This is a genomic window from Pontibacillus salipaludis (assembly GCF_014642405.1).
Taxonomy (GTDB): Bacteria; Bacillota; Bacilli; order Bacillales; family BH030062; genus Pontibacillus; species Pontibacillus salipaludis.
Genome location: NZ_BMIN01000010.1, coordinates 82,406 through 102,602 on the forward strand (window position 1 = coordinate 82,406; position 20,197 = coordinate 102,602).

Genomic DNA, 20,197 nt, shown 5'->3' on the forward strand with positions numbered 1-20,197 from the left:
TCATGTATCTACCCTTCTTCAATCTGGAAGGATAGATACACGAAAATAAATTTTAATTTTTAGATCGCATGGAAGAATTTAAATCGTTACTGCTTGTGTAGAGGTTTGATTCTCCTCAATATCATCCCCTACAAGTCCAGCCAACACATGAACTCTTAAAATAAAACCTTCTAAACGGTCTTCTTCTCCCAATACAGCTAGAGGATATTTTGAATCTAACGCTTTTGGAATTAAATCGTTCACATATTCGTCTTTCTTTACCATGTGAATATCAGTAGTGATTACATCAGATAATGATTTTTTTAAGCGGATTCCATTAACTGCATCATCGATCGTTACTATACCTTGCACATGTCGCTGTCGATCGACTACAAACACACTGGATATGCCGTTCTCTTCCATCTCTCGAACCGCTACATTCAAGCCGTCCTTAAGCGAAACTAAAGCATTTGGCTTTATCATCACATGTTCCGCCTGAAGAATTTTAGAGCGGTCAATATCTGCGATAAAGTTCTCAATGTATTCATTTGCAGGACTTTCTAAGATTGCTTCAGGCGTTCCAATTTGCTCAACTTTTCCATTTTTCATAACAGCTACACGGTCCCCAATTTTAAAAGCCTCGTTAACATCATGAGTAATGAAAATAATCGTTTTCTGAAGACGCTCTTGTATATCTAACAATTCAAGCTGCATTTCTCGACGTATTAACGGATCCAAAGCACTAAATGGCTCGTCCATTAATAAGATATCAGGGTCATTTGCAAGAGCACGCGCGAGGCCTACTCGTTGTTGCATACCTCCAGATAGCTCACCTGGATATTTATCTTCATATCCTTTTAATCCTACGATCTCAATATTCCTCATCGAGATCTTCTTTCTCTCCTCTTTATCAACACCACGAATTTCAAGTCCATATTCGACATTTCCTAGCACCGTACGATGATCAAACAAGCCAAAGTGTTGGAAAACCATTGCGATTTTATCTTGGCGATACTTCTTTAACTGAGCCGGGCTATATTCTACAATATTCTCATCATCAACATAGATACTCCCATCAGTTGGCGTATTAAGCATATTCAAACAACGAATAAGAGTCGACTTCCCACTTCCTGAAAGACCCATAATGACAAAGATCTCTCCTTGATTAATATCCATGGAAGCATCATATACCCCTACTGTATGTCCTGTTTCTTCTAAAATTTGATCTTTCTCCATACCGTCGCGAACCTTGGGAATAATCGATTTAGGTTTTGAACCAAATATTTTAGATACATGTTCTACTCTCATCTTAACAGTCATTAATCAGCCCTCCTGTGCTTCTGGAATCGTTCCGCTACTCCACCTGTAACACGGTCTATGAGAATCGCCAGGAATACAATACTAATTCCTGCCTCAAACCCTAGCGCCAAATCTATGCGGTTAATGGAAACTAGTACAAGCTCCCCTAAACCACCTGCGCCGACCATTGAAGCGATAACAACCATAGCTAAGGCCATCATTGTAGTCTGGTTTACCCCTGCCATAATCGTAGGTAAAGCTTGCGGTAGCTGCACCTTCTTAAGCATTTGCCACTTCGATGACCCGAAGGACTCAGCAGATTCAATCACTTCTGAATCAACATTACGAATAGCAAGATCTGTTAATCGAATAACAGGGGGCAATGCATAAATGAGCGTTGCAAATACAGCTGCTACGTTCCCTAATCCAAAGAAGAATATAGCCGGTATCAAATAAACAAAACTAGGCATCGTTTGCATCGCGTCTAATAAAGGACGCATTACAAATGAGAATTTTTTACTAAAAGCCATCCATATACCTAGTGGGATTCCGAGTAATAGAGAAGTGATCACTGATGTTAAGACAATTGCAATTGTTGTCATTAACACATCCCATAACCCGAATGTCCCTACAAGGAACATAAAACCAGCATATAAAACACCAGCAGTAATGGATTTAAAACGCCAACCTAGCACAAAAATGATGGCAATAAATACCCACCATGGCAAAAACATTAACCCTGCTTCTATTGATAGAATTGCTCTAGAAGCAATTAAGAAGATAAAGTCAAAAAACGGCTCAAGCACATCGTTAAGCCATAACACAAAATTCTCTACATACTTTCCAATCTCAAGCTGAATTTCCGGAAAATTTCCTTCCATTGAGGTCCCTCGCTTTATTCATATTTATAAATATGGAAAGGTAGATGATGGAACAATCTTTTCATCTACCTTCCTCTCATTAAATCGCGTCTTTTACTTTTGAAACGACATCTTCTGATACCCATTCGGTCCACACATCTTCGTGCTCCTTCAACCACCAATGAGCTGCTTCCTCAGCACTCGCTTCATTCTCTTTCATGTAGCCTAAAGCACTTTGAGTTAACTTATTGCTTGTTTCATAGTTTTGAAGGAAATCGTAGACTTCAGGTGCTTGGTCAGGGAAGTCGGAATGTACAGCTACCGTTACTCTTGTTGGAGGAATCTCAGTTCCGTAGTTTTCTTTAAACTGCTCTTCGTTGTATTCAGGCTCTTCTAACAGAGTAATATCAAATACACTTGTCACCCATGTTGGAGACCAATAATACCCAACCCAGGCTTCTCCAGCCTCGTAAGCATCAGCTAAAGATGTTGCCAAGCCTGCTGAAGATCCTGGTCGGAAATAGTTGAAATTATCTAAGTTATAAGCATCTAATTTAGGTTCTAACATCTTGTCAGCAGCAAACCCTGATGGAGATCCATATACCCTTCCTTTATCCGGATCTTCAGGGTCCTGGAAGAGTTCAGGATATTTCTTTAAGTCAGCTACTGTTTTAAGGTCTGGCGCCATCGGTTCAATTCCTCGTTCTTCATCTCCCTCAATAACATAAGTCGGCACCCAGTACCCTTGCTTATTATCATCAAAGTTTACAGAAGCCTCTTTAATTTCATCCTTTTCAATCGCCTCATCGTATTCTTCTTGCATATTGTCTACCCAAAACTCCATCATTACTTGGATGTCACCTTGTCTTAAACCTTGCACAACCGCAGGTGAAGACCCTGTGGTAACATCTGTTTCATAGTCAAATCCATTTTCGATAATCGTTCCTGCAATTTCATTATGTACGCGCTGGCTATCCCATCCAGCGTCTGAAAATGTAATCGTCTCAATAGAATCACTCTCAGACTCAGTGCTTCCACTGCATGCTGCTAATACGAATAGAAGCATGGTACTAATTAATAACGTAATTTTTTTGTGCATGAAAATCCTCCTAATAGTATTTTGTGAATTATTTCACATGATTAAACGAATAAGCCGCTCAATCTTAGTTAATTCTTCACTTGATTGACTTGGAAAACTCACACTCTTCATTGCTTATTTACAGAAAGAAGCCTATACAAGACCACAGAGGGGAATTTTTGAAGAAGATAATTGAGAAGGTAAAATAAGATTTAGATCATTCTCTTATGCAACCATTCATCTCTTTCATTTAGTTTTGCTAACGTCTAAATAATATCGCCTCCATTAATTATTCCAACATTTACTATTGTACATAAAAGGAAGCACTTCCATCAAAACTGATATTCCATCGTATTATGTAAAGAACATGTAAAGACAAGCGCTAAGGGAATATATTCTTTATTCTTGCATAAATTGTCATTTTTCCTCCTTATTCCCCTTAAATAATCATTATTTGCAGAAAAATTAGACAAAATTCAACACTAATTCCTCATTTGCCTAATTTTATATTCAAGAAACCTTTTGTTTATACAACAAAAAAAGACTGCCGAAATTCATTTCGACAGTTGTGTATCGTTAAAATATTTAGAGTCCACCTCGTTGAGAAGAAATGATGCTTGTTCTTGCGCCCAAAACTGCAGCCTATGTAATGGACGTGTCATAGCAACATACAACAGCTTCCGATCCAGTTCTTCTTTAGCATACGATTCGTTTTGGTTAACTAAAAATACGCAATCAAATTCCAGTCCCTTTGCTAAATAAACAGGCAGAATAATAACGCTGTCTTTTTTCATTTCTTCATTCCCTTGTATGAACTGAAGAGATTCATTGGGGAAATAAGACGAAAGGGAATGATAAATCATCTGACATTCTTTTACCGTCTTTCCAATCAGAGCAAAGCTTTTGAACCCTTCTTCCTTCAAACGCTTATATTCTTCGTATAGCGCCTTCTCCCATCCTTCCTCCCCTAAATAGTGAAAGGAAGGTTGATCTCCTCTTCGAAGGACTGGTTCAGCCAGAGGCAAATTCGCGTCCATGGATGTTAATATGCTATTTGCCACTTCCATTATTTCCATCGTCGTTCGATACGTCTTCTGTAACGTTAAGTAGTTAGGCTCCCTAAACACGTGTTCTAAAATAGGTTGCCATTGTTTTAAGCCACGATATTGGTATATACCTTGAGCCAGATCACCAACTATCGTAAATAAATCAGTATTCAATGCCCTCTTCAAGCTTACAAACTCCATATAGGAATAATCTTGCGCTTCATCCATCACAACTTTTTTTGCTTTGTAATCAGGATCAAGTCCATATAAATTTGCTTGTAGATACAGCAACATCGCTAAATCCTCAGCGTCTACCTTATTCTTATTGAGCTGTTCTAGCGTGTGTGTCCTCATAAACTGTCGGTCTTCCTTCGACAGGTACTTCTCAAGTAATGTGTCAAACAGCTCCTCTTCTTTATAGAAGCGTGTAAAGTATTCACTCAAAGAAGCATTAGGATACTGCTTCATATATACACGAACAGCCTTTTTAGATTCTGTTTCGATTTGTTTTAGTTTCGCATCTTTCTGATCCAAGAGAAAACTTACGCGTCGCTTTCGTTTGTCAGCATCTTTTATGCCATACAAGGCGCGATCAAGCTCATCATCATATTTCTTCGTCATTTTCTCGAGCATGACTTTCTTTTTTCTTCGTACATCACTTATAAGAATCTGACGAATTTTCTCTTTCCTCTTATAAAAGGGTAAGTAAGAATAGTCTTCTAAAAAGAGCTTCTTCATCTTCTTCCCATTTACAACTCGGAATCCAGCAATTTTCAAATCCTCTTCCACTAAAAATTCTTTTTTCACATGCTGAATAAAATGATCGAGTACGGTTTGTATAGACATCGATCCTTTCCATTCTGCCATCTTTAAAATGGCCTTTTCCTCACCGGAATGTTCTAATACATTCATAAGTGTCTCATGTTGTGTTTGAACAGTGAAAGTATGGCCAGTAATAAGTTGAACATAATCTACAAAGGTTGTCGACCTTGCTTTTTCTACTCCTAATTCAGGAAGAACCTCTTTCATATAATCAATGAATAAACGGTTTGGTGCTAGTATTAGCATTTCCTCTGGTCGAAAGATATCTTGTAATGTATATAAGAAATAGGAAACTCGGTGCAAAGCAATTGTTGTCTTCCCACTACCAGCAGCCCCCTGCACAACAATTGGCTTACGGAGGTCAGCACGGATGACACGATTTTGTTCTTCTTGAATGGTCGAAACGATTTCCGTTAAACGATGGTCGGCGTTCTGGGATAAAGAGTCCTGAAGTAAGTCATCTTTAGTCGTAATATCTATGTCTCGAAAATCGAGAAGTTTTCCTTCTTCTATGGAATACTGACGCTTTAAGGAAACATTCCCCTCATACCATTCACCATGCGCCTCATAGCTCACATCACCAACACGACCCTCGTAGTAGACGTTCGCAAGCGGCGAGCGCCAATCAAGAATAATCGGTTGTTGGGTTTCACGGTCGAACAAGGAAACTTTCCCAATATAAAATATTTCACGTTCTGGTTTCTCTTTTCGATGATAATCAATGCGGGCAAAATACGGTTTCTTTCGGAGTTTCTTGAGGTTTTCTAGCTGTTCTCTGGACATTTTCATGAAGTTTGCATGGGTAAGCATGTCCTGGTACTTTAAACTACTGTCCTTAAAATCAAGAGAAGCTACTGTACTCTCCTGACGTTTCTTCAACGTTTCCTGATCCGATTGCTGGGCAGCTATAACGGAATCCATATACACTTTAGTAAACGTTAAACGATCTAGTTCTTCTTGGTAATCAGGATGTTCTTTCATGGCCATTCTCCTTTCACAAATGTGATGTGAATGACGAGTCGGACGTGGTAGAGCACATACCATTTCGAAGCAACGTACCTACTCTAGCACATCCATATTCCAAAATAAAGAAATGCTCACTTTGTTTCATAAATAACATAGGAAATGATACGAATCATCATTGGGTATAACGCTAAAACACCAATAAAGTTACCTAGATTTCCTAGCCATTCCGTTACTCCAAGCACAATTGCAAGAATAAGTAGAGCGATCGACGTAATTGTCCAGCCCACTTGGTTTATAGGTTTCCACATTTCATTAGTAGATATGGTTTCTTCCTCTTTTAGTTCAAAACATTCCTTGTGAAAAGGATTGATCTTCAAACGCCGAATCGCTGTCCGCAGTTGGTTCTTCTCGATCTTCTTTCCACAATAACGGCACACTAAATCTTTCATACTTTTCCCCTTCCTCATGATTCTGATTCTATTATATAGAATGCAATTCTTTATAGATAGATGTTTCTCTTCCACATAAGTTTCCTTATGTGGAAAACTCCAAGTTGAGGTATTCTAGCAGGAAGGGACCGTTATGTTTGTTGAGCGGTGGGGCTTGCTCGGGGACAACTCGCTTTCCTGCGGGGAGCTGGGAAGCCTCCTCAATCGCTACGCGCTTTCCGGGGTCTCCCCTAGGCTCCTTTTCCCGCGGGAGTCTCGCCGTCCCCGAGCAAGCCCTGGCATAAAGAGGCTAAACGGCCCCTCAGATGGTAAACAGGAAAGCTCACTTCTCTCTAGATGGTATGTTTCTGTTCCTCATATATGGAAAAGGTGGGCCTGGAAACTGCGAGACTCCCGTGGGCAGAAGAGCCTCGGTGAGACCCCGTAGGCCGGCTTTGCCGGCTGAGGAGGCTCACCAGCTCCCCACAGGAAAGCGAGTGGTTTCCAGGCCCACCTTACTCTCAATCTAGCTAACGGAAACATTCTCTCACCTTCGATTGTTAAACAATCCTGCCATATACTTGAATAAGAAATAACAACTAAAACAAACCGCCCAAGAAGTTTCTTGGGCGGTGGTATAGGAGGATTCATATTTTAATGATTACTTCGATTTGGCGTGGGATTTAATAATATCTATCACTTGTTCTTTCGCGCGTCTGCTTTGATATTGACTCATTGCTTCTAACATCTTTTCTTTCTCTTTACTTAACTGGCGAACTTCTTCTAAGAAGCGTTTCTCATCCAATTCTTCTTCCTCAACGGATCGGGCGTAGCCTTGTTTTTGGAAGGATTCTGCATTTAAGATTTGATCTCCTCTACTAGCATGTCGAGATAGTGGGATTAAGAGCATAGGCTTTTTAAGTGCAAGGAATTCAAAGATTGCATTTGATCCGGCTCTGGAGACTACAAAGTCAGTCATGGCAAATAGGTCATTTAATTCTTTATTTACGTATTCAAATTGTACATAACCAGGTCGATGAATACTGTCATCTTGATTCCCTTTTCCGCAAAGATGGACAACTTGGAATTCTTTTAAAAGCTCATCTAAATTATCCCGAATGGCATCGTTAATTTTCTTCGATCCCATACTTCCTCCCATCACGAGTAACACAGGCTTGTTTCGGGTGAAGTCGCATAAGGCACGCCCTCTTGCTGCATCTCCCTCAAAAAGCTCTTCTCTGACAACAGCTCCAACCCACTCTGCTTTCTTATCAGATATGTGATTCATCGTTTCTGGGAATGTTGCTAGTACTTTTTTGGCAAATGGCATGGCTAATTTGTTCGCAAGTCCCGGTGTATAATCCGATTCATGAATAACAGATGGCACCCCAGCCATACGCGCAGCTAGGAGTACAGGTACCGATACAAACCCGCCTTTAGAGAAGATGACTTGCGGCTTTCTTTTTCGCATAATGGAATAGGCTTGCCCAGTCCCCTTTAATACTTTGAAAGGATCTTTAAAGTTTTCTTTAGAGAAATAGCGGCGTAGTTTACCGGTTGATATTGGGTAGTAAGTGACTCCCCCAAGAGACTCAATTAATTGACGCTCGATCCCTTCATGAGAACCAATATAATCAACTTCCCAGCCTTCCTTTTGAAATTCAGGTATAAGGGCAAGGTTAACGATTACATGTCCTGCCGTGCCCCCTCCGGTAAAGAGAATGCGCTTTGTGTTCATAGCTTTGACGTCCTTTCTATATAGAAACATTTTCAAATTTTCACAGTATCAGTAGAATGTATGCTATAATCCCCCTTATCGTAAAAGAAATTTCGGATAAAAGGAAGAGTTTCATGTACAAAACAGATACATGGCAACAAAAAGTTAAATTATTTCTTATTATTTTAGGCCCCATTCTTGTAACCCAGCTTGGTATGTATGCAATGAACTTCTTTGACACGGTGATGTCTGGTAATGCTGGGGCAGAAGATCTAGCAGGTGTTGCAATAGGATCAAGCCTATGGGTACCTATTTTCACAGGAATAAACGGTATTATGTTAGCCCTATCTCCTATCGTAGCACAATTGACTGGAGCAGATCAGAAACAAGATGTGCCTAGTGCGGTTCGACAAGGCGTCTACCTTTCAACATTGCTCGCCATACTCGTTCTGATTATTGGATTTTTTGTTCTTGATCCCATCTTGAACTTAATGAAGCTAGAGTCTGAAGTTCGTTCAATTGCAAAGGACTACTTAATCGCCTTAAGTACTGGCATAATTCCGTTATTTATCTATAATGGCCTCAGGTCATTTATAGATGCACTGGGAGCTACTAGGGTTACGATGGTCATTACCCTTTTATCCCTTCCATTCAACATCGTTTTTAATTACATCTTTATTTTTGGTAAGTTCGGATTACCTGCGTATGGCGGTGTTGGTGCAGGGATTGCTACATCTATGACCTACTGGGTAACGCTGTTATTTACAGTTATGATTATTATACGAGTTCGGCCATTTTCTACTTATGCAATCTTTAAAGTGTTTGAGAGGCCTTCCATCCAAGCATGGTGGAACCAACTAAAGATCGGGGTACCAATTGGAATCGCTATTTTCTTTGAAGTTAGTATCTTTTCAGCTGTTACGATTCTAATGAGTACCTACAGTACAAATACGATTGCAGCTCACCAGGCAGCAATTAACTTTGCCTCGTTCTTATACATGATTCCTCTTAGCATTGCAATGGCTTTAACGATTGCTGTCGGATTTGAAGCAGGTGGTAATCGTCGTGACCATGCAAAGCAATATAGCTATCTTGGAATAGGCATTGCTGTCCTCTTGTCAATATTATGCGGAATCGCTATTTATGCCTTTGATGGACCTGTCGCTAGACTTTACAATGATCAAACCGAAGTGATCGAAATGACGAAACACTTCTTATTCTACGCGATCTTCTTCCAGCTCTCTGATGCATTTGGTGCTCCTATTCAAGGTGCGCTAAGAGGATATAAAGACGTAAATATCACTCTGCTCATGGCGTTTGTATCTTATTGGGTGATTGGATTACCAAGCGGGTATTTAATGGCGACTTACACATTCTTAGGACCAGCAGGGTACTGGATGGGACTCATTACGGGTCTTGCTGTGGGAGCGATCACATTGTTTATTCGTCTCATATATGTTCAAAAAAACGCATCCTCAACAGTAAACGCAACGAAAAGCCAATGACACTTATGTGTCATTGGCTTTTATATAACGAATAGCTGGATTAATCCAAATCCTCGCCTCTTCATTATTACTTTTCCATGTATCAATCCACCTATTAATACGATTCAACACATGAAACAATTCTAGAATTTTAGAATGACTATATGGAGGCGTTCTGTTTTCGGCAAGTTCTTTATAAATGCCCATGTAGAGGGTTTGCCAATCTTTCACTACTGGCTCATGTGACCATTCTTGGATGTACTCAAGCGGAGTAATTCTCATCAGACACTCTATTTTCTCTTCCCAAATTTCAAACCACTTACAAATCGCAGAAAGCATCTTTATATAATCACAATCTAACTTATCACGTAGATCGGTTGCATATGCTTCTCTGTAGCTCTTAACACTATAAATTAGTTTGAGACAGCTACTCGCTGATTTAAAGAAACTATGTAATAATCGCCTCCTTTGTTGTGAAGCTACTTCTCTCATAACCTACACTCCTCTATCTTAAATCAGCATTCACTTCCATCATCATGACATGTACAGTAGTGAGGACAATAAGAATCATGTAAAGGTAAACATTCACACACTTCCTCTAACTTTTTCAATAGTAACCATTCTTTCATAATTATACTATCTACAAATTTCCTTGCCCCTTTATTGAAAGAAATAATTTCATGTGGATGTGGATTAGAAGGGAAGTCATGGGATTCTCCTATAAAAGCTTGGATTTTATCTGCTTCTGCATTTAAAAGATTAGCAAGAGCCATTTCTTCTAACGCAATAGATTCCAATAAGTCAATTGTTACTTCTTTTTGGCTAGGTCGATTCGGCTGATGGGGCATTTTGGACATACTCATATAAAACCTCCTAAATCATAGACCAGCTTTTATTGAATTCATTTCAGTATATGGCTCCCCATCAGTGAGTCATGACAGTTATTTATAACTTTTCATAAGAGGCTTCAATATGTAACATTATTACCTGGGAAATTTGAAATTTCATCAGCATTCGACTAAAAAAGCTCGTTTTGGAAGTATTCCAAAACGAGCTTTTTTTACCCTTATTGTTCTAAATTCATAACAACTAAACGTTCTTCCGTCATATCCTCAATCGTGTATTTGGGTCCTTCTTTACCCCACCCGCTGTTCTTAACACCACCATAAGGCATAAGGTCTACACGGTACTGAGATGCATCATTAATCATAAATCCACCAACTTCCACTTTCCGAGCAGCTTTAAAAGCACGATCGACATCTTGTGTAAAGATTCCACCTTGTAATCCATAGTTTGATTTGTTCACCTCTTGAATACACTCATCAAGATCAGTGAAGGTCATCATTGTCACTACAGGGGCAAAGATCTCTTCACAAACGACTTTCATAGAGTGGTCTACGTTCGTTAACAGAGTTGGCTCAAAAATGGATCCTTTTCGTTGGCCTCCATAAATAACATCAGCCCCTTGTCCTTTAGCCTCCTGGATCCACTCTTCAGCCCGTTCTGCTTCGCCCTGACTAATCATCGGTCCTACATCCGTGTCATCATCTGTTGGGTCTCCTACATTTAACTCTTTCGTAGCGCTAATAAAATGATTCTTGAATTCTTCTGCTACTTCTTCATGAACGTACATGCGCTGAACAGAAATACATACCTGACCCGCAAAAGCAAAACTCTTTTGAGCTAAAGTTTCTGCAGCCTTCTTTACATTAGCTGCTTTGTCTACAATGACAGGCGAATTATTTCCAAGCTCTAAAATCAACTTATTTAAGCCTGTATTTTGCTTTAGCTTTAACCCTACTTCGGCACTCCCCGTAAACGTATAAAGGTTAATACGCTCATCCTTCATCATTTGGCTACCAATATCTGACCCTGATCCTACTACAACGTTTAAAAAACCTTCAGGTAGGCCTGCTTCTTGGAATAACTGTGCCAGTTTTAAAGAAGAGATTGGTGTGTTCTTAGCTGGCTTCAGGACAACAGCATTCCCAGCAGCGATAGCCGGAGCAATCTTATGAGACACAAGGTTTACGGGGAAGTTAAATGGACTGATTGCCCCAACGACTCCAACAGGTACTTTTATAGTAAAAGCCATCCGATTCTCTGACCCAGGAGCTGCCTCCACAGGGACACCTTCTCCGTGAATACGTTTTGCCTCTTCAGCAGACAATTCAAATGTTTGAGTAGCTCGGTCTATTTCAGTCCGTGCCTGTTTAATTGGTTTACCTGCCTCAGCCGTAATAATTTGTGCCAATTCTTCTTTATGTTCTTGTAACAACGTACTTACTTTATGGAGAACTTCAAACCGTGAGTAAGGAGACATTTCCTTATTGCGATACGCTGACTCTGCACTAGCAATCGCCTGGTCTACCTCATCTTTCCCAGCTTTCGAAACCGTTGCAAACACTTCTTGAGTATACTTATTATAAACCTCTACTGTTTCTTGGGATTTGGTCCATTCACCATTTATAAAAAGTCCGTACTGCTCCATAAGACGAGCACTCCTTTATTTGGAATATTTCTTTGAATATTACCTTTATTAGGAAATTCCAAACATCGAAGCACAAGCTCTTCTCCTATTCCATAAGCGGGCAGTGTATTATTGAACACTCGAAGCTGAGACGTGTTAACAGGATGAGGCCGTTACGTTTACAAGTGCAAGGGCAGGATTGGGGCCTACTCGCTTTCCTGCGGGGAGCTGGGAAGCCTCCTCAATCGCTACGCGCTTTCCGGGGTCTCCCCTAGTTTTAAAGTGCAGGAGTGGTGCCTTTATATATAAGGAAGTTCGACTAAGATCGTCACATCCTGTGACAACGTCGAACGACCCCACGTCGTGTGGGGCCGGATAAGACAGCTTTTTGGAAAAGGCGATTAGCCTTTGGAAAAAAGATGACTTATCTCGCTAGGTCCTCCACTCCGGAACTGGATAGGCTCCTACTGCCGCAGGAGTCTCGCAATTTCCCGAACCACCTCTGCCATATAGGATGAAACGGAAACATGCCTTATGTGGTAATCCCACCACTTCCACCCCCTTCGAGATGCAGGACCGTTCGTAAAACTATAGGAAGGGGGGTCTGGGGAGCGAGGAGACTCCTGCGGGAGAAAGAGATCGACGAGACCCCGCAGGGTGGCCTTCCCGAGGAGGCTGTTAAAAGTTAAAAAATAGAGGAAGCTCGACTAAGACCGTCACGTCCTGTGACAACGTCGAACGACCCCACGTCGTGTGGGACCGCGGAAAGCGAGTCGTTCCCCAGACACCCCAAGCACTCAATAAACGTAACGGTCTTACCCAAACAAAAGTGTCTCAGCTCCGAGTCTTCTATGTAAGGTGGGGCAATAATGGCAAAAAAAAACGCTTAGAACATAATGTTCTAAGCGTTGTAGACTTTATAAGAATAGTCCAGCGATAGTTGCTGATAGTACAGAACCTAGTGTCGCACCGATTAACAACTTCAAACCAAACTTGGATACGGCTGCACCCTTCTTACTATCAATACCTTGAACTGTACCAGCAATGATACCGATAGAAGCAAAGTTAGCGAAGCTCGTAAGGAATACAGATACAATACCAATTGTTTTATCGGATAATTCATTTGGCTGATTAGCCATAATATCTGTCAATTGTAGCATTGCAACGAATTCGTTTGTGATAATCTTCGTACCCATTAAGCTACCTGCTTGAATAAGGTCGCCAGAAGGAATTCCCATCAGGAAAGCAAGTGGAGCTAGTACATAACCTAAAATCTGTTCTAATGTAACCCCAGAGAAAACGCTTGAGATTAGGAAGTTAGCAAAGTCAAGAGAAGCGGTAAATGCTACCAACATCGCAGCTACAATTAAAGCAATCTTACCACCATCAAGAGCTCCATTCCCCATTGCCTCGAAGAAACTATTTGCGTTTGAAACTTCTTTAATATCAACATGGTCTTCTTCTTTTGAAACTTTTACAGGAGCGATAATTGATCCAAGAATAAGAGCACTAAACATGTTTAACGGAATCGCTACAAGTACAAATTGTTCTGGTAACATTTCAAGATATGCACCTACAATTGAAGCAGATACAGATCCCATTGCGGAGGCACTTACGATATACAGTCGGTTGTTTTCTAAGTGGTGAAACTGAGATTTAATCGCTAATAACGCTTCAGACTGTCCAAAGAACATACTATTTACAGCGTTAAATGATTCTACTTTTGGAAGACCTGTGACTTTAGAAATTACAGCCCCCAAGTATTTAATAATCGTAGGTAGAATCTTCAAATATGTTAGTACAGAAAGAAGAACAGCGAAGAAAATAATGATCATAAGAACATCTAGGAAGAAGACGTTCATTGGGTTTCCATCTTCCCCAACGTTTGCAACGTTTGGAAGAATAAAACTCACACCAGCTCGTCCCGATTGAATGAGCTGATCAAACGCAGCTGAAATCCCCGTAATAATGATCTTACCAATCTTAGTATTGAACACAAACCAAGTTGTAAACAATTGAAGCACAAGCATAATTCCGATACCTTTATAATTAATGTTACTTCTATTATTGGACATTAAAAATCCGATACCAAGAACCACTACAATTGCAAGCAAGCCAAGCAAAATATTCATGGCATAAATGCCTCCCTTTCCCTTTTATATAAATTTAATAATAATTGATATGACGGCAATGAAAATGCTTTCATTAATACCTTCTTACAGAATCATACCAAGTTGTCAGACGTCATGCAAATGCAAACATTTCCATATAAACGCTTACATAGGGAAAAACGTTAATTTATCGCTATTTTCAATAATTAAATTTTTTTACCCTCTCTCGTAGTATTGTCCTATTGCGTTCGAATCATGTCGATACGAGTCCTTTTCTAGTTAAAAAAAGCCAGCCTATAAGGCTGACTTTTTCATTATTTTGTAATAAATTGTTGGGTCCAGTAGTAGCCATAACTACCGCCCTCAGCATATCCTACACCAATATACGTTAAGTCTTTATCAAGGATATTCTTTCTGTGTCCAGGACTATCCATCCATGCTTGAACAACTTCTTGTGGAGTTCGTTGTCCTGCTGCAATATTTTCTGCTGCTTTACGGTACGAAATATTAAACGACTTCATCATTTCAAACGGCGATCCATAAGTAGGAGAATTATGGGCGAAGTAACCCTGGTCTCTCATATCACGTGATTTGTAACGCGCCACACGTGATAACTGCCAATCACTCTTTAAAGCAGGCAATCCTTGCTTCGCCCGTTCTTTATTTGTAAGACGAATGACTTCTTGTTCAACTGATTTAATATCCCCTTTAAGTGGAATCGTTACTCGATCACCTGGATAAATTAAATCTGGGTTACTGAACTGTGGATTGGCACTAATAATTTCATTCAATCCAATTTGGTAGCGTTTAGAGATCTTCCAAAGGGTGTCGCCACTCTTTACGGTATATGTATCCGTACTCTGTGCATGGCTAGAACTTGGCACAATCATGGCAACAAGTAAAACTGCAAAAAGAAGGGAAAATAGGATCTTCTTCATTTCTTATCGCTCCTTATTTTTGTAATCATGTGTAGTGTGCCTAAATAAGGAAAAAATACTCATCAACGTTAACAAAACTTATATTAATGAAGAAACAAAAAGGGTACTGTTTTATAATCACTAAATAAAAGGAGTGGTTATATTGACTGTAGGTTGTCTCTTCATTCATGGATTTGGTGGAGCTCCTTACGAATTGGAGCCTCTTTATAAAGAAATTAAAGAACACTCAGAATGGGAATTAAGCATCCCCATTCTTCCCGGACACAACGAAGGCGAATCTCTGAAAGAAAGTGAGTATATGGAATGGGTGCACAAGGCAGAAAATGACTTTAAAAAGTTGAAAGCAAAATGTGAGACCATTTATATAATCGGGTACTCGATGGGAGGAGTCATCGCCGCTTACCTCTCCACCATTTACAAAGTCGATAAACTTGTACTATTAAGTACATCCGCTCATTATATAGACATTTCACAAATTGCTAAGGATTTATGGAAAATGGCTAAGGATGGGATACGGGGAGATTTACTCGAAAATGATCTATTTCATCGGTATATCAGACGCATGGGGAATGCGCCAGCGAGCGCATCACTTCAATTTCAGAAACTCGTAGGTGAGTTCCGCCCGTATTTCAAACAGGTCACAACCCCTACTTTAATCCTTCAAGGTGGAGAAGATGGATTGCTCCCTCAAAAGAGCGCTAGATACATTTACAATTCCATCCAATCCACAAAAAAAACTCTTCACTTCTTACCTCAATCAAAGCACATGGTTTGCCACGGGCCAGACCAAGCCGACCTCATCCACATGTGTTTTGAATTTTTGAGCCACAGTAAACGTACGGAGTCTTACTGAACTAATAATAAGATAGGTTTTTATCTCTCCATATAAACCTCTTATATGGAAGGCTCTAAGTTGAGATGCTTTTGTTACGTTATAATTAAAGGGATGTTTCCGTCATCCTTAACGCAAAGTAAGGTGGGCCTGGAAATCACTCGCTTTCCGCGGCCCCACACGACGTGGGGTCGTTCGACGTTGTCACAGGATGTGACGATCTTAGTCGAACTTCCTTATATATAAAGGCACCACTCCTGCACTTTAAAACTAGGGGAGACCCCGGAAAGCGCGTAGCGATTGAGGAGGCTTCCCAGCTCCCCGCAGGAAAGCGAGTAGTCCCCAAGCCTGCCCTTGCACTTATAAACGTAACGGCCCCAGTCACAATAAAGTGCCTCAACATAGAGTCTGCGTGGAAATAAAAAAATCTACCAAAGAAACTTTGGTAGATTTTACTTAGCGGAATGATTTTGGATTAAAGGCATCTTTAACCCCTTCTCCGATAAAGTTAATAGCTAGGATGGTAAACACCAGAATGATTGCTGGTGGAACCCAGATCCATGGCATATCCTGAAGAACTTCAGGTTGTTGAGAGGCACTTAACATGTTCCCCCAACTTGGCACTTCCTGAGGAACACCAAAGCCTAGGTAACTTAAAGCCGATTCTGCTACAATCATGTTCGCAAACAAAATAGTCGCTTGAACAATAACTGTTGTCAGAACATTTGGTAGCAAGTGCTTCATAATAACTTTATTTGGTCGCCCTCCGATTGAAGTAGCAGCCAGTACATATTCATTTTCTTTTTCAGATAAGATCTTACTGCGGACAAGACGGGCAACCCCACCCCAACCGAGAAGACTAATAACCCCAATTAGTACACCGACACCGCCTACTTTACCGAAAAGGATCGCATTAAGAACGATAACGAATACTAAGAATGGGAAGTTTAACACAAAGTCTGTGAATCGCATTAACATACTATCTACGATTCCACCGAAGAAACCAGCAATAGCTCCTACAATGACTCCTAGGAACAAGATAATCATCGTACAGCTAATTCCTACAAATAATGAAACACGGCCTCCGTATAACAAACGAACGAAAACGTCTCTTCCACTTGTATCTGTTCCAAACCAGTGCTCGGAAGAAGGAGGAAGTTTCATTTGCCCAATATTAACTCGTGAAATATCCACGGTAGTTATGTATGGAGCTAAGAAGGACAGGATTGCTAAGATGATTAAATAAACTAAACTAATCATCGCTAATTTGTTCTTCATAAACTTTCGACGGGCCATTGCCCAAGGGGACATACTCTTGGGTGGCTTTGTTGTTTTTAGTTGTGGGTCTTTGTTAGGAACAACTTCCATAGCCACACCTCCTAATCAATTCTGATCCTTGGGTCAACGATTCCGTAAAGAATGTCAGCTATTAAGTTACCGACTAAAACGATAAACGAAAACATCAGTGTTAACGTCATCAGTGTAGGATAGTCAGAAGCCTGAACTGACGTTAGGAATAATTGTCCTAAACCTGGATAAGTAAAAATCGTTTCTGTAATCAGTGCACCGTTAACTAAAGATACTAAATCAAAACCTAAGAAAGTAATCAAAGGAATAACAGAGTTTCTTAAAATGTGGTGATTATAAATTCTTGATTCTGGCGTACCTTTTGCACGAGCTGTTCGTACAAAGTCTTTATTACTGTTATCAATAATATCGTTACGCAAGAATTGTGTGTAACTCGCCGTTCCCATAGCCCCTAATACTAGTGCAGGTAAGAACGTATGATAGACCTTACTTAACCACCAGTCTAGTGTACCTTCATCAACGGCTATGTTAACGGAACCGTTAAACGGAAACCAACCTAATTGGAATGAGAAGAAGTAAATCGCAAAAACACCTGCGATATAACTAGGGATAGCCAACATCATGTAGTTAAATCCACCGATAAAGTGATCCAATTTTGTGTAAGGCTTTCTCCCAGCTGTCATTCCCATAGCAAAGGCAAAGCAGTATGTGATGACTAAAGACATTATTCCCAAAAATAAAGTGTTTGGCAAACGTTGAGCAACTAAATCACTAACAGGGATCTTGTACTTAACAGACTTACCAAAATCTCCTTGAACAAACCCAGTAATCCAATCGTAATACTGTACATGAATGGGGTCATTATACCCTAACTTCTCACGCATTTCTTCAATATACTCTGGATCGGTATTATTCGGATCTATCTCTCCAGAGAAGGGATCTCCTGGCATTGCTAATGCCAGGAAGAACACTACAATGGAGATAAGGAGTAACATCGGAATCATGCCTAATAATCTACGAAGTGTGTACTTTAACATGGACATTCCCCTTATCTAATAAAACTTCCAAGATGGTCTTAGTTCTGGATGTACCATTCGTGAGGGCTGTTAGAACCTGATACATCAAATTCAACTCCGCCAACACGTTTGTTTACACCATAAATCTCTTGAAGTTCAGCGATGTAAAGCATTGGTAGCTGCTCGTTAAGAAGTTTCTGCCATTCACCATATACTTCTTTACGTTTTTCTTGATCTGTACCAACTACATCAATATCAATCGCATCTTCTAGAAGCTGATCACTTTCTTCGTTTACCCAACGAGTGTAGTTCCACAGCTGGTCAGACTTCCAAAGTGCTGATGGATCTGGGTCAGAACCTGTACCCCAACCACCGAAGTAAACTTCAATTCCTTCAGCATCTTTCTCTAGCTTGTCATAGTAAAGGCTTGATTCGATCATTTCTAATTCAGCCTTCAGACCTACTTCTTCCCAGTACTGAGTCAATGCTTTTGCACGAGACTCAAATGTTGGGTTTGTAGAAGAATAGTGAGCAAAGTTAATAACGAACTCCTCACCATTTGGATCTTCACGGAAACCGTCATCGTTTACGTCTTTATAGCCTGCTTCATCAAGAAGGCTCTTTGCTTTTTCAGGGTCATATGCATAGTCGTTTAGTTCATCTTGGTCAGCAGCAATCCAGTGAGCAGTTGGTACTGGAGCATTTACTTTAGAACCATAACCACTAAAGAATGCGTCAATCCACTCATCACGGTTGATTGCATGGTACATTGCTTTACGAAGCTCTAAGTTTGCGTACTTGTCATTTTGTTCAACAACTTCTTTCTTTTCGTTGTCGAACTTACCAAATTTGAATCCAACATAGTAGTATGCAAGACCTGGATAAGTTACAAGATCAACATTTTCCATGTTTTCTACTTGCTCACCTAGTGTTGGGTGAACAGGAACCATGTCCACATCACCATTTTCAAGAGCACCAATTACTGCTTTGTTATCAATTACTTTAACGATAACTTTGTCTAGCTTAGGAGCGCCTTTCCAATAGTCTTCATTTGCTTCAAACTGGTACGATTCACCAGGTACAACTTTAGTAAGTTTAAATGGTCCAGTACCCATCATGCTTTGACGTGTTTTTTCGCTGTCAAGAATGTCAGCTACTTCTACACCTTCCCAATAGCTACGGTTCATAGGGTATGACCAAACATTAAGTAAGTTGTTTACACGAGCTTTGTCGAATGTAATCTTAATTTCATAATCACTAATAACTTCGATACCAGAGATGCTGTCCGCTTCTCCATCACGGTAAGCTTTTGCACCTTCGATTGTTTCAACGTTTGCATAGCGAGGACCTTCATAGTCAGGGCTAGCAAGCGTTTCAAGTGCGAACTTCCAGTCTTCAACTGTTAGCTCATCACCATTATGCCATTTAATACCTTCTTCAAATGTGAATGTATACACCTTGTTATCCTCAGTGCTCCAATCAGCAACATTTGGTTGAATAGCTAAATTCTCGTCATATTCGAATAATGGATCTACAGCGAACTGGATAATTTCAAAGTCAGTTGCTGTACCATAGTAGTGAACGTTCAGAATACCTTCTGGTTCACCATCAATTGCGTAATTTAACGTTCCACCCTCTTGTGGCTCTCCGCTTGCTTCTTCTCCACTGTCACCTTCAGAACCTGTGTCCTCAGTCGTATCTTCCGTGTCGGTATCTTCACCGTCACCTGAATCTCCGTTAGCATCACTGTTACATGCTGCTAAGAATAACGTTAGCATTAACATTAAAGACATTAGCCAATAAAAACTTCTTTTGTTCTTCATGAAAAAATGAACCCCCCTGA

General features: G+C 40.2%; 16 protein-coding genes. 2 read left to right on the forward strand and 14 right to left on the reverse strand.

What is annotated here, in order from left to right:
- Window positions 1-78: 78 nt before the first annotated feature.
- From IEW76_RS12185 to murG, 6 genes are all read right to left on the reverse strand, one after another.
- Complete coding sequence (locus tag IEW76_RS12185) at window positions 79-1,299, reverse strand: quaternary amine ABC transporter ATP-binding protein (protein WP_188654215.1); 1,221 nt, start codon at window positions 1,297-1,299, stop codon at window positions 79-81.
- Window positions 1,299-2,159, reverse strand: a complete 861-nt coding sequence (locus IEW76_RS12190; protein WP_188654217.1) for an ABC transporter permease — start codon at window positions 2,157-2,159, stop codon at window positions 1,299-1,301. The genes IEW76_RS12185 and IEW76_RS12190 overlap by 1 nt, the downstream gene beginning before the upstream one ends.
- Before the next feature lie 79 nt (window positions 2,160-2,238).
- Window positions 2,239-3,237 carry an ABC transporter substrate-binding protein gene (locus tag IEW76_RS12195; RefSeq protein ID WP_188654219.1) on the reverse strand — a complete coding sequence of 333 codons (999 nt, stop codon included), beginning with the start codon at window positions 3,235-3,237 and terminating at the stop codon, window positions 2,239-2,241.
- Between the two features lie 533 nt (window positions 3,238-3,770).
- Window positions 3,771-6,065: an RNA polymerase recycling motor HelD gene (gene helD / locus IEW76_RS12200; protein ID WP_188654221.1), complete on the reverse strand. Its 2,295-nt coding sequence runs from the start codon at window positions 6,063-6,065 to the stop codon at window positions 3,771-3,773.
- Between the two features lie 116 nt (window positions 6,066-6,181).
- Entirely contained in the window at window positions 6,182-6,499 is a 318-nt protein-coding gene (locus IEW76_RS12205) for a mediator of RNA polymerase II transcription subunit 27 (protein ID WP_188654223.1), read from the reverse strand.
- A gap of 640 nt (window positions 6,500-7,139) precedes the next feature.
- Window positions 7,140-8,216, reverse strand: coding sequence for an undecaprenyldiphospho-muramoylpentapeptide beta-N-acetylglucosaminyltransferase (gene murG / locus IEW76_RS12210; RefSeq protein ID WP_188654225.1), 1,077 nt, complete (start codon window positions 8,214-8,216; stop codon window positions 7,140-7,142).
- 113 nt (window positions 8,217-8,329) lie between these two features.
- Between murG and IEW76_RS12215 the strand changes: the two genes are divergently transcribed.
- Window positions 8,330-9,700 (forward strand): MATE family efflux transporter, encoded by a 1,371-nt coding sequence (locus tag IEW76_RS12215; protein WP_188654227.1) that lies wholly within the window; start codon window positions 8,330-8,332, stop codon window positions 9,698-9,700.
- Between the two features lie 3 nt (window positions 9,701-9,703).
- On the opposite strand, the gene IEW76_RS12220 is transcribed toward IEW76_RS12215, so the two are convergent.
- From IEW76_RS12220 to safA, 5 genes are all read right to left on the reverse strand, one after another.
- Window positions 9,704-10,171: a hypothetical protein gene (locus tag IEW76_RS12220; protein WP_188654228.1), complete on the reverse strand. Its 468-nt coding sequence runs from the start codon at window positions 10,169-10,171 to the stop codon at window positions 9,704-9,706.
- A 23-nt stretch (window positions 10,172-10,194) separates the two neighbouring features.
- Complete coding sequence (locus tag IEW76_RS12225) at window positions 10,195-10,542, reverse strand: alpha-helical endospore appendage domain-containing protein (protein WP_188654231.1); 348 nt, start codon at window positions 10,540-10,542, stop codon at window positions 10,195-10,197.
- A gap of 203 nt (window positions 10,543-10,745) precedes the next feature.
- Window positions 10,746-12,170, reverse strand: a complete 1,425-nt coding sequence (locus tag IEW76_RS12230; RefSeq protein WP_188654233.1) for an aldehyde dehydrogenase family protein — start codon at window positions 12,168-12,170, stop codon at window positions 10,746-10,748.
- 896 nt (window positions 12,171-13,066) lie between these two features.
- Window positions 13,067-14,281: a NupC/NupG family nucleoside CNT transporter gene (locus IEW76_RS12235; protein ID WP_188654235.1), complete on the reverse strand. Its 1,215-nt coding sequence runs from the start codon at window positions 14,279-14,281 to the stop codon at window positions 13,067-13,069.
- Window positions 14,282-14,574: 293 nt separating this feature from the next.
- Window positions 14,575-15,198, reverse strand: a complete 624-nt coding sequence (safA, locus tag IEW76_RS12240; RefSeq protein ID WP_188654237.1) for a SafA/ExsA family spore coat assembly protein — start codon at window positions 15,196-15,198, stop codon at window positions 14,575-14,577.
- Window positions 15,199-15,340: 142 nt separating this feature from the next.
- On the opposite strand from safA, the gene IEW76_RS12245 reads away from it, so the two are divergent.
- Complete coding sequence (locus tag IEW76_RS12245) at window positions 15,341-16,051, forward strand: alpha/beta hydrolase (protein ID WP_188654239.1); 711 nt, start codon at window positions 15,341-15,343, stop codon at window positions 16,049-16,051.
- Between the two features lie 435 nt (window positions 16,052-16,486).
- On the opposite strand, the gene opp4C is transcribed toward IEW76_RS12245, so the two are convergent.
- From opp4C to opp4A, 3 genes are read right to left on the reverse strand one after another with little or no spacing between them, the layout of a single operon-like run.
- Window positions 16,487-17,398, reverse strand: a complete 912-nt coding sequence (gene opp4C / locus IEW76_RS12250) for an oligopeptide ABC transporter permease (protein WP_188654241.1) — start codon at window positions 17,396-17,398, stop codon at window positions 16,487-16,489.
- Window positions 17,399-17,409: 11 nt separating this feature from the next.
- Window positions 17,410-18,375 carry an oligopeptide ABC transporter permease gene (gene opp4B, locus IEW76_RS12255; RefSeq protein WP_188654243.1) on the reverse strand — a complete coding sequence of 322 codons (966 nt, stop codon included), beginning with the start codon at window positions 18,373-18,375 and terminating at the stop codon, window positions 17,410-17,412.
- Window positions 18,376-18,413: 38 nt separating this feature from the next.
- Window positions 18,414-20,177, reverse strand: a complete 1,764-nt coding sequence (gene opp4A / locus IEW76_RS12260; RefSeq protein WP_188654245.1) for an oligopeptide ABC transporter substrate-binding protein — start codon at window positions 20,175-20,177, stop codon at window positions 18,414-18,416.
- Window positions 20,178-20,197: the final 20 nt, after the last annotated feature.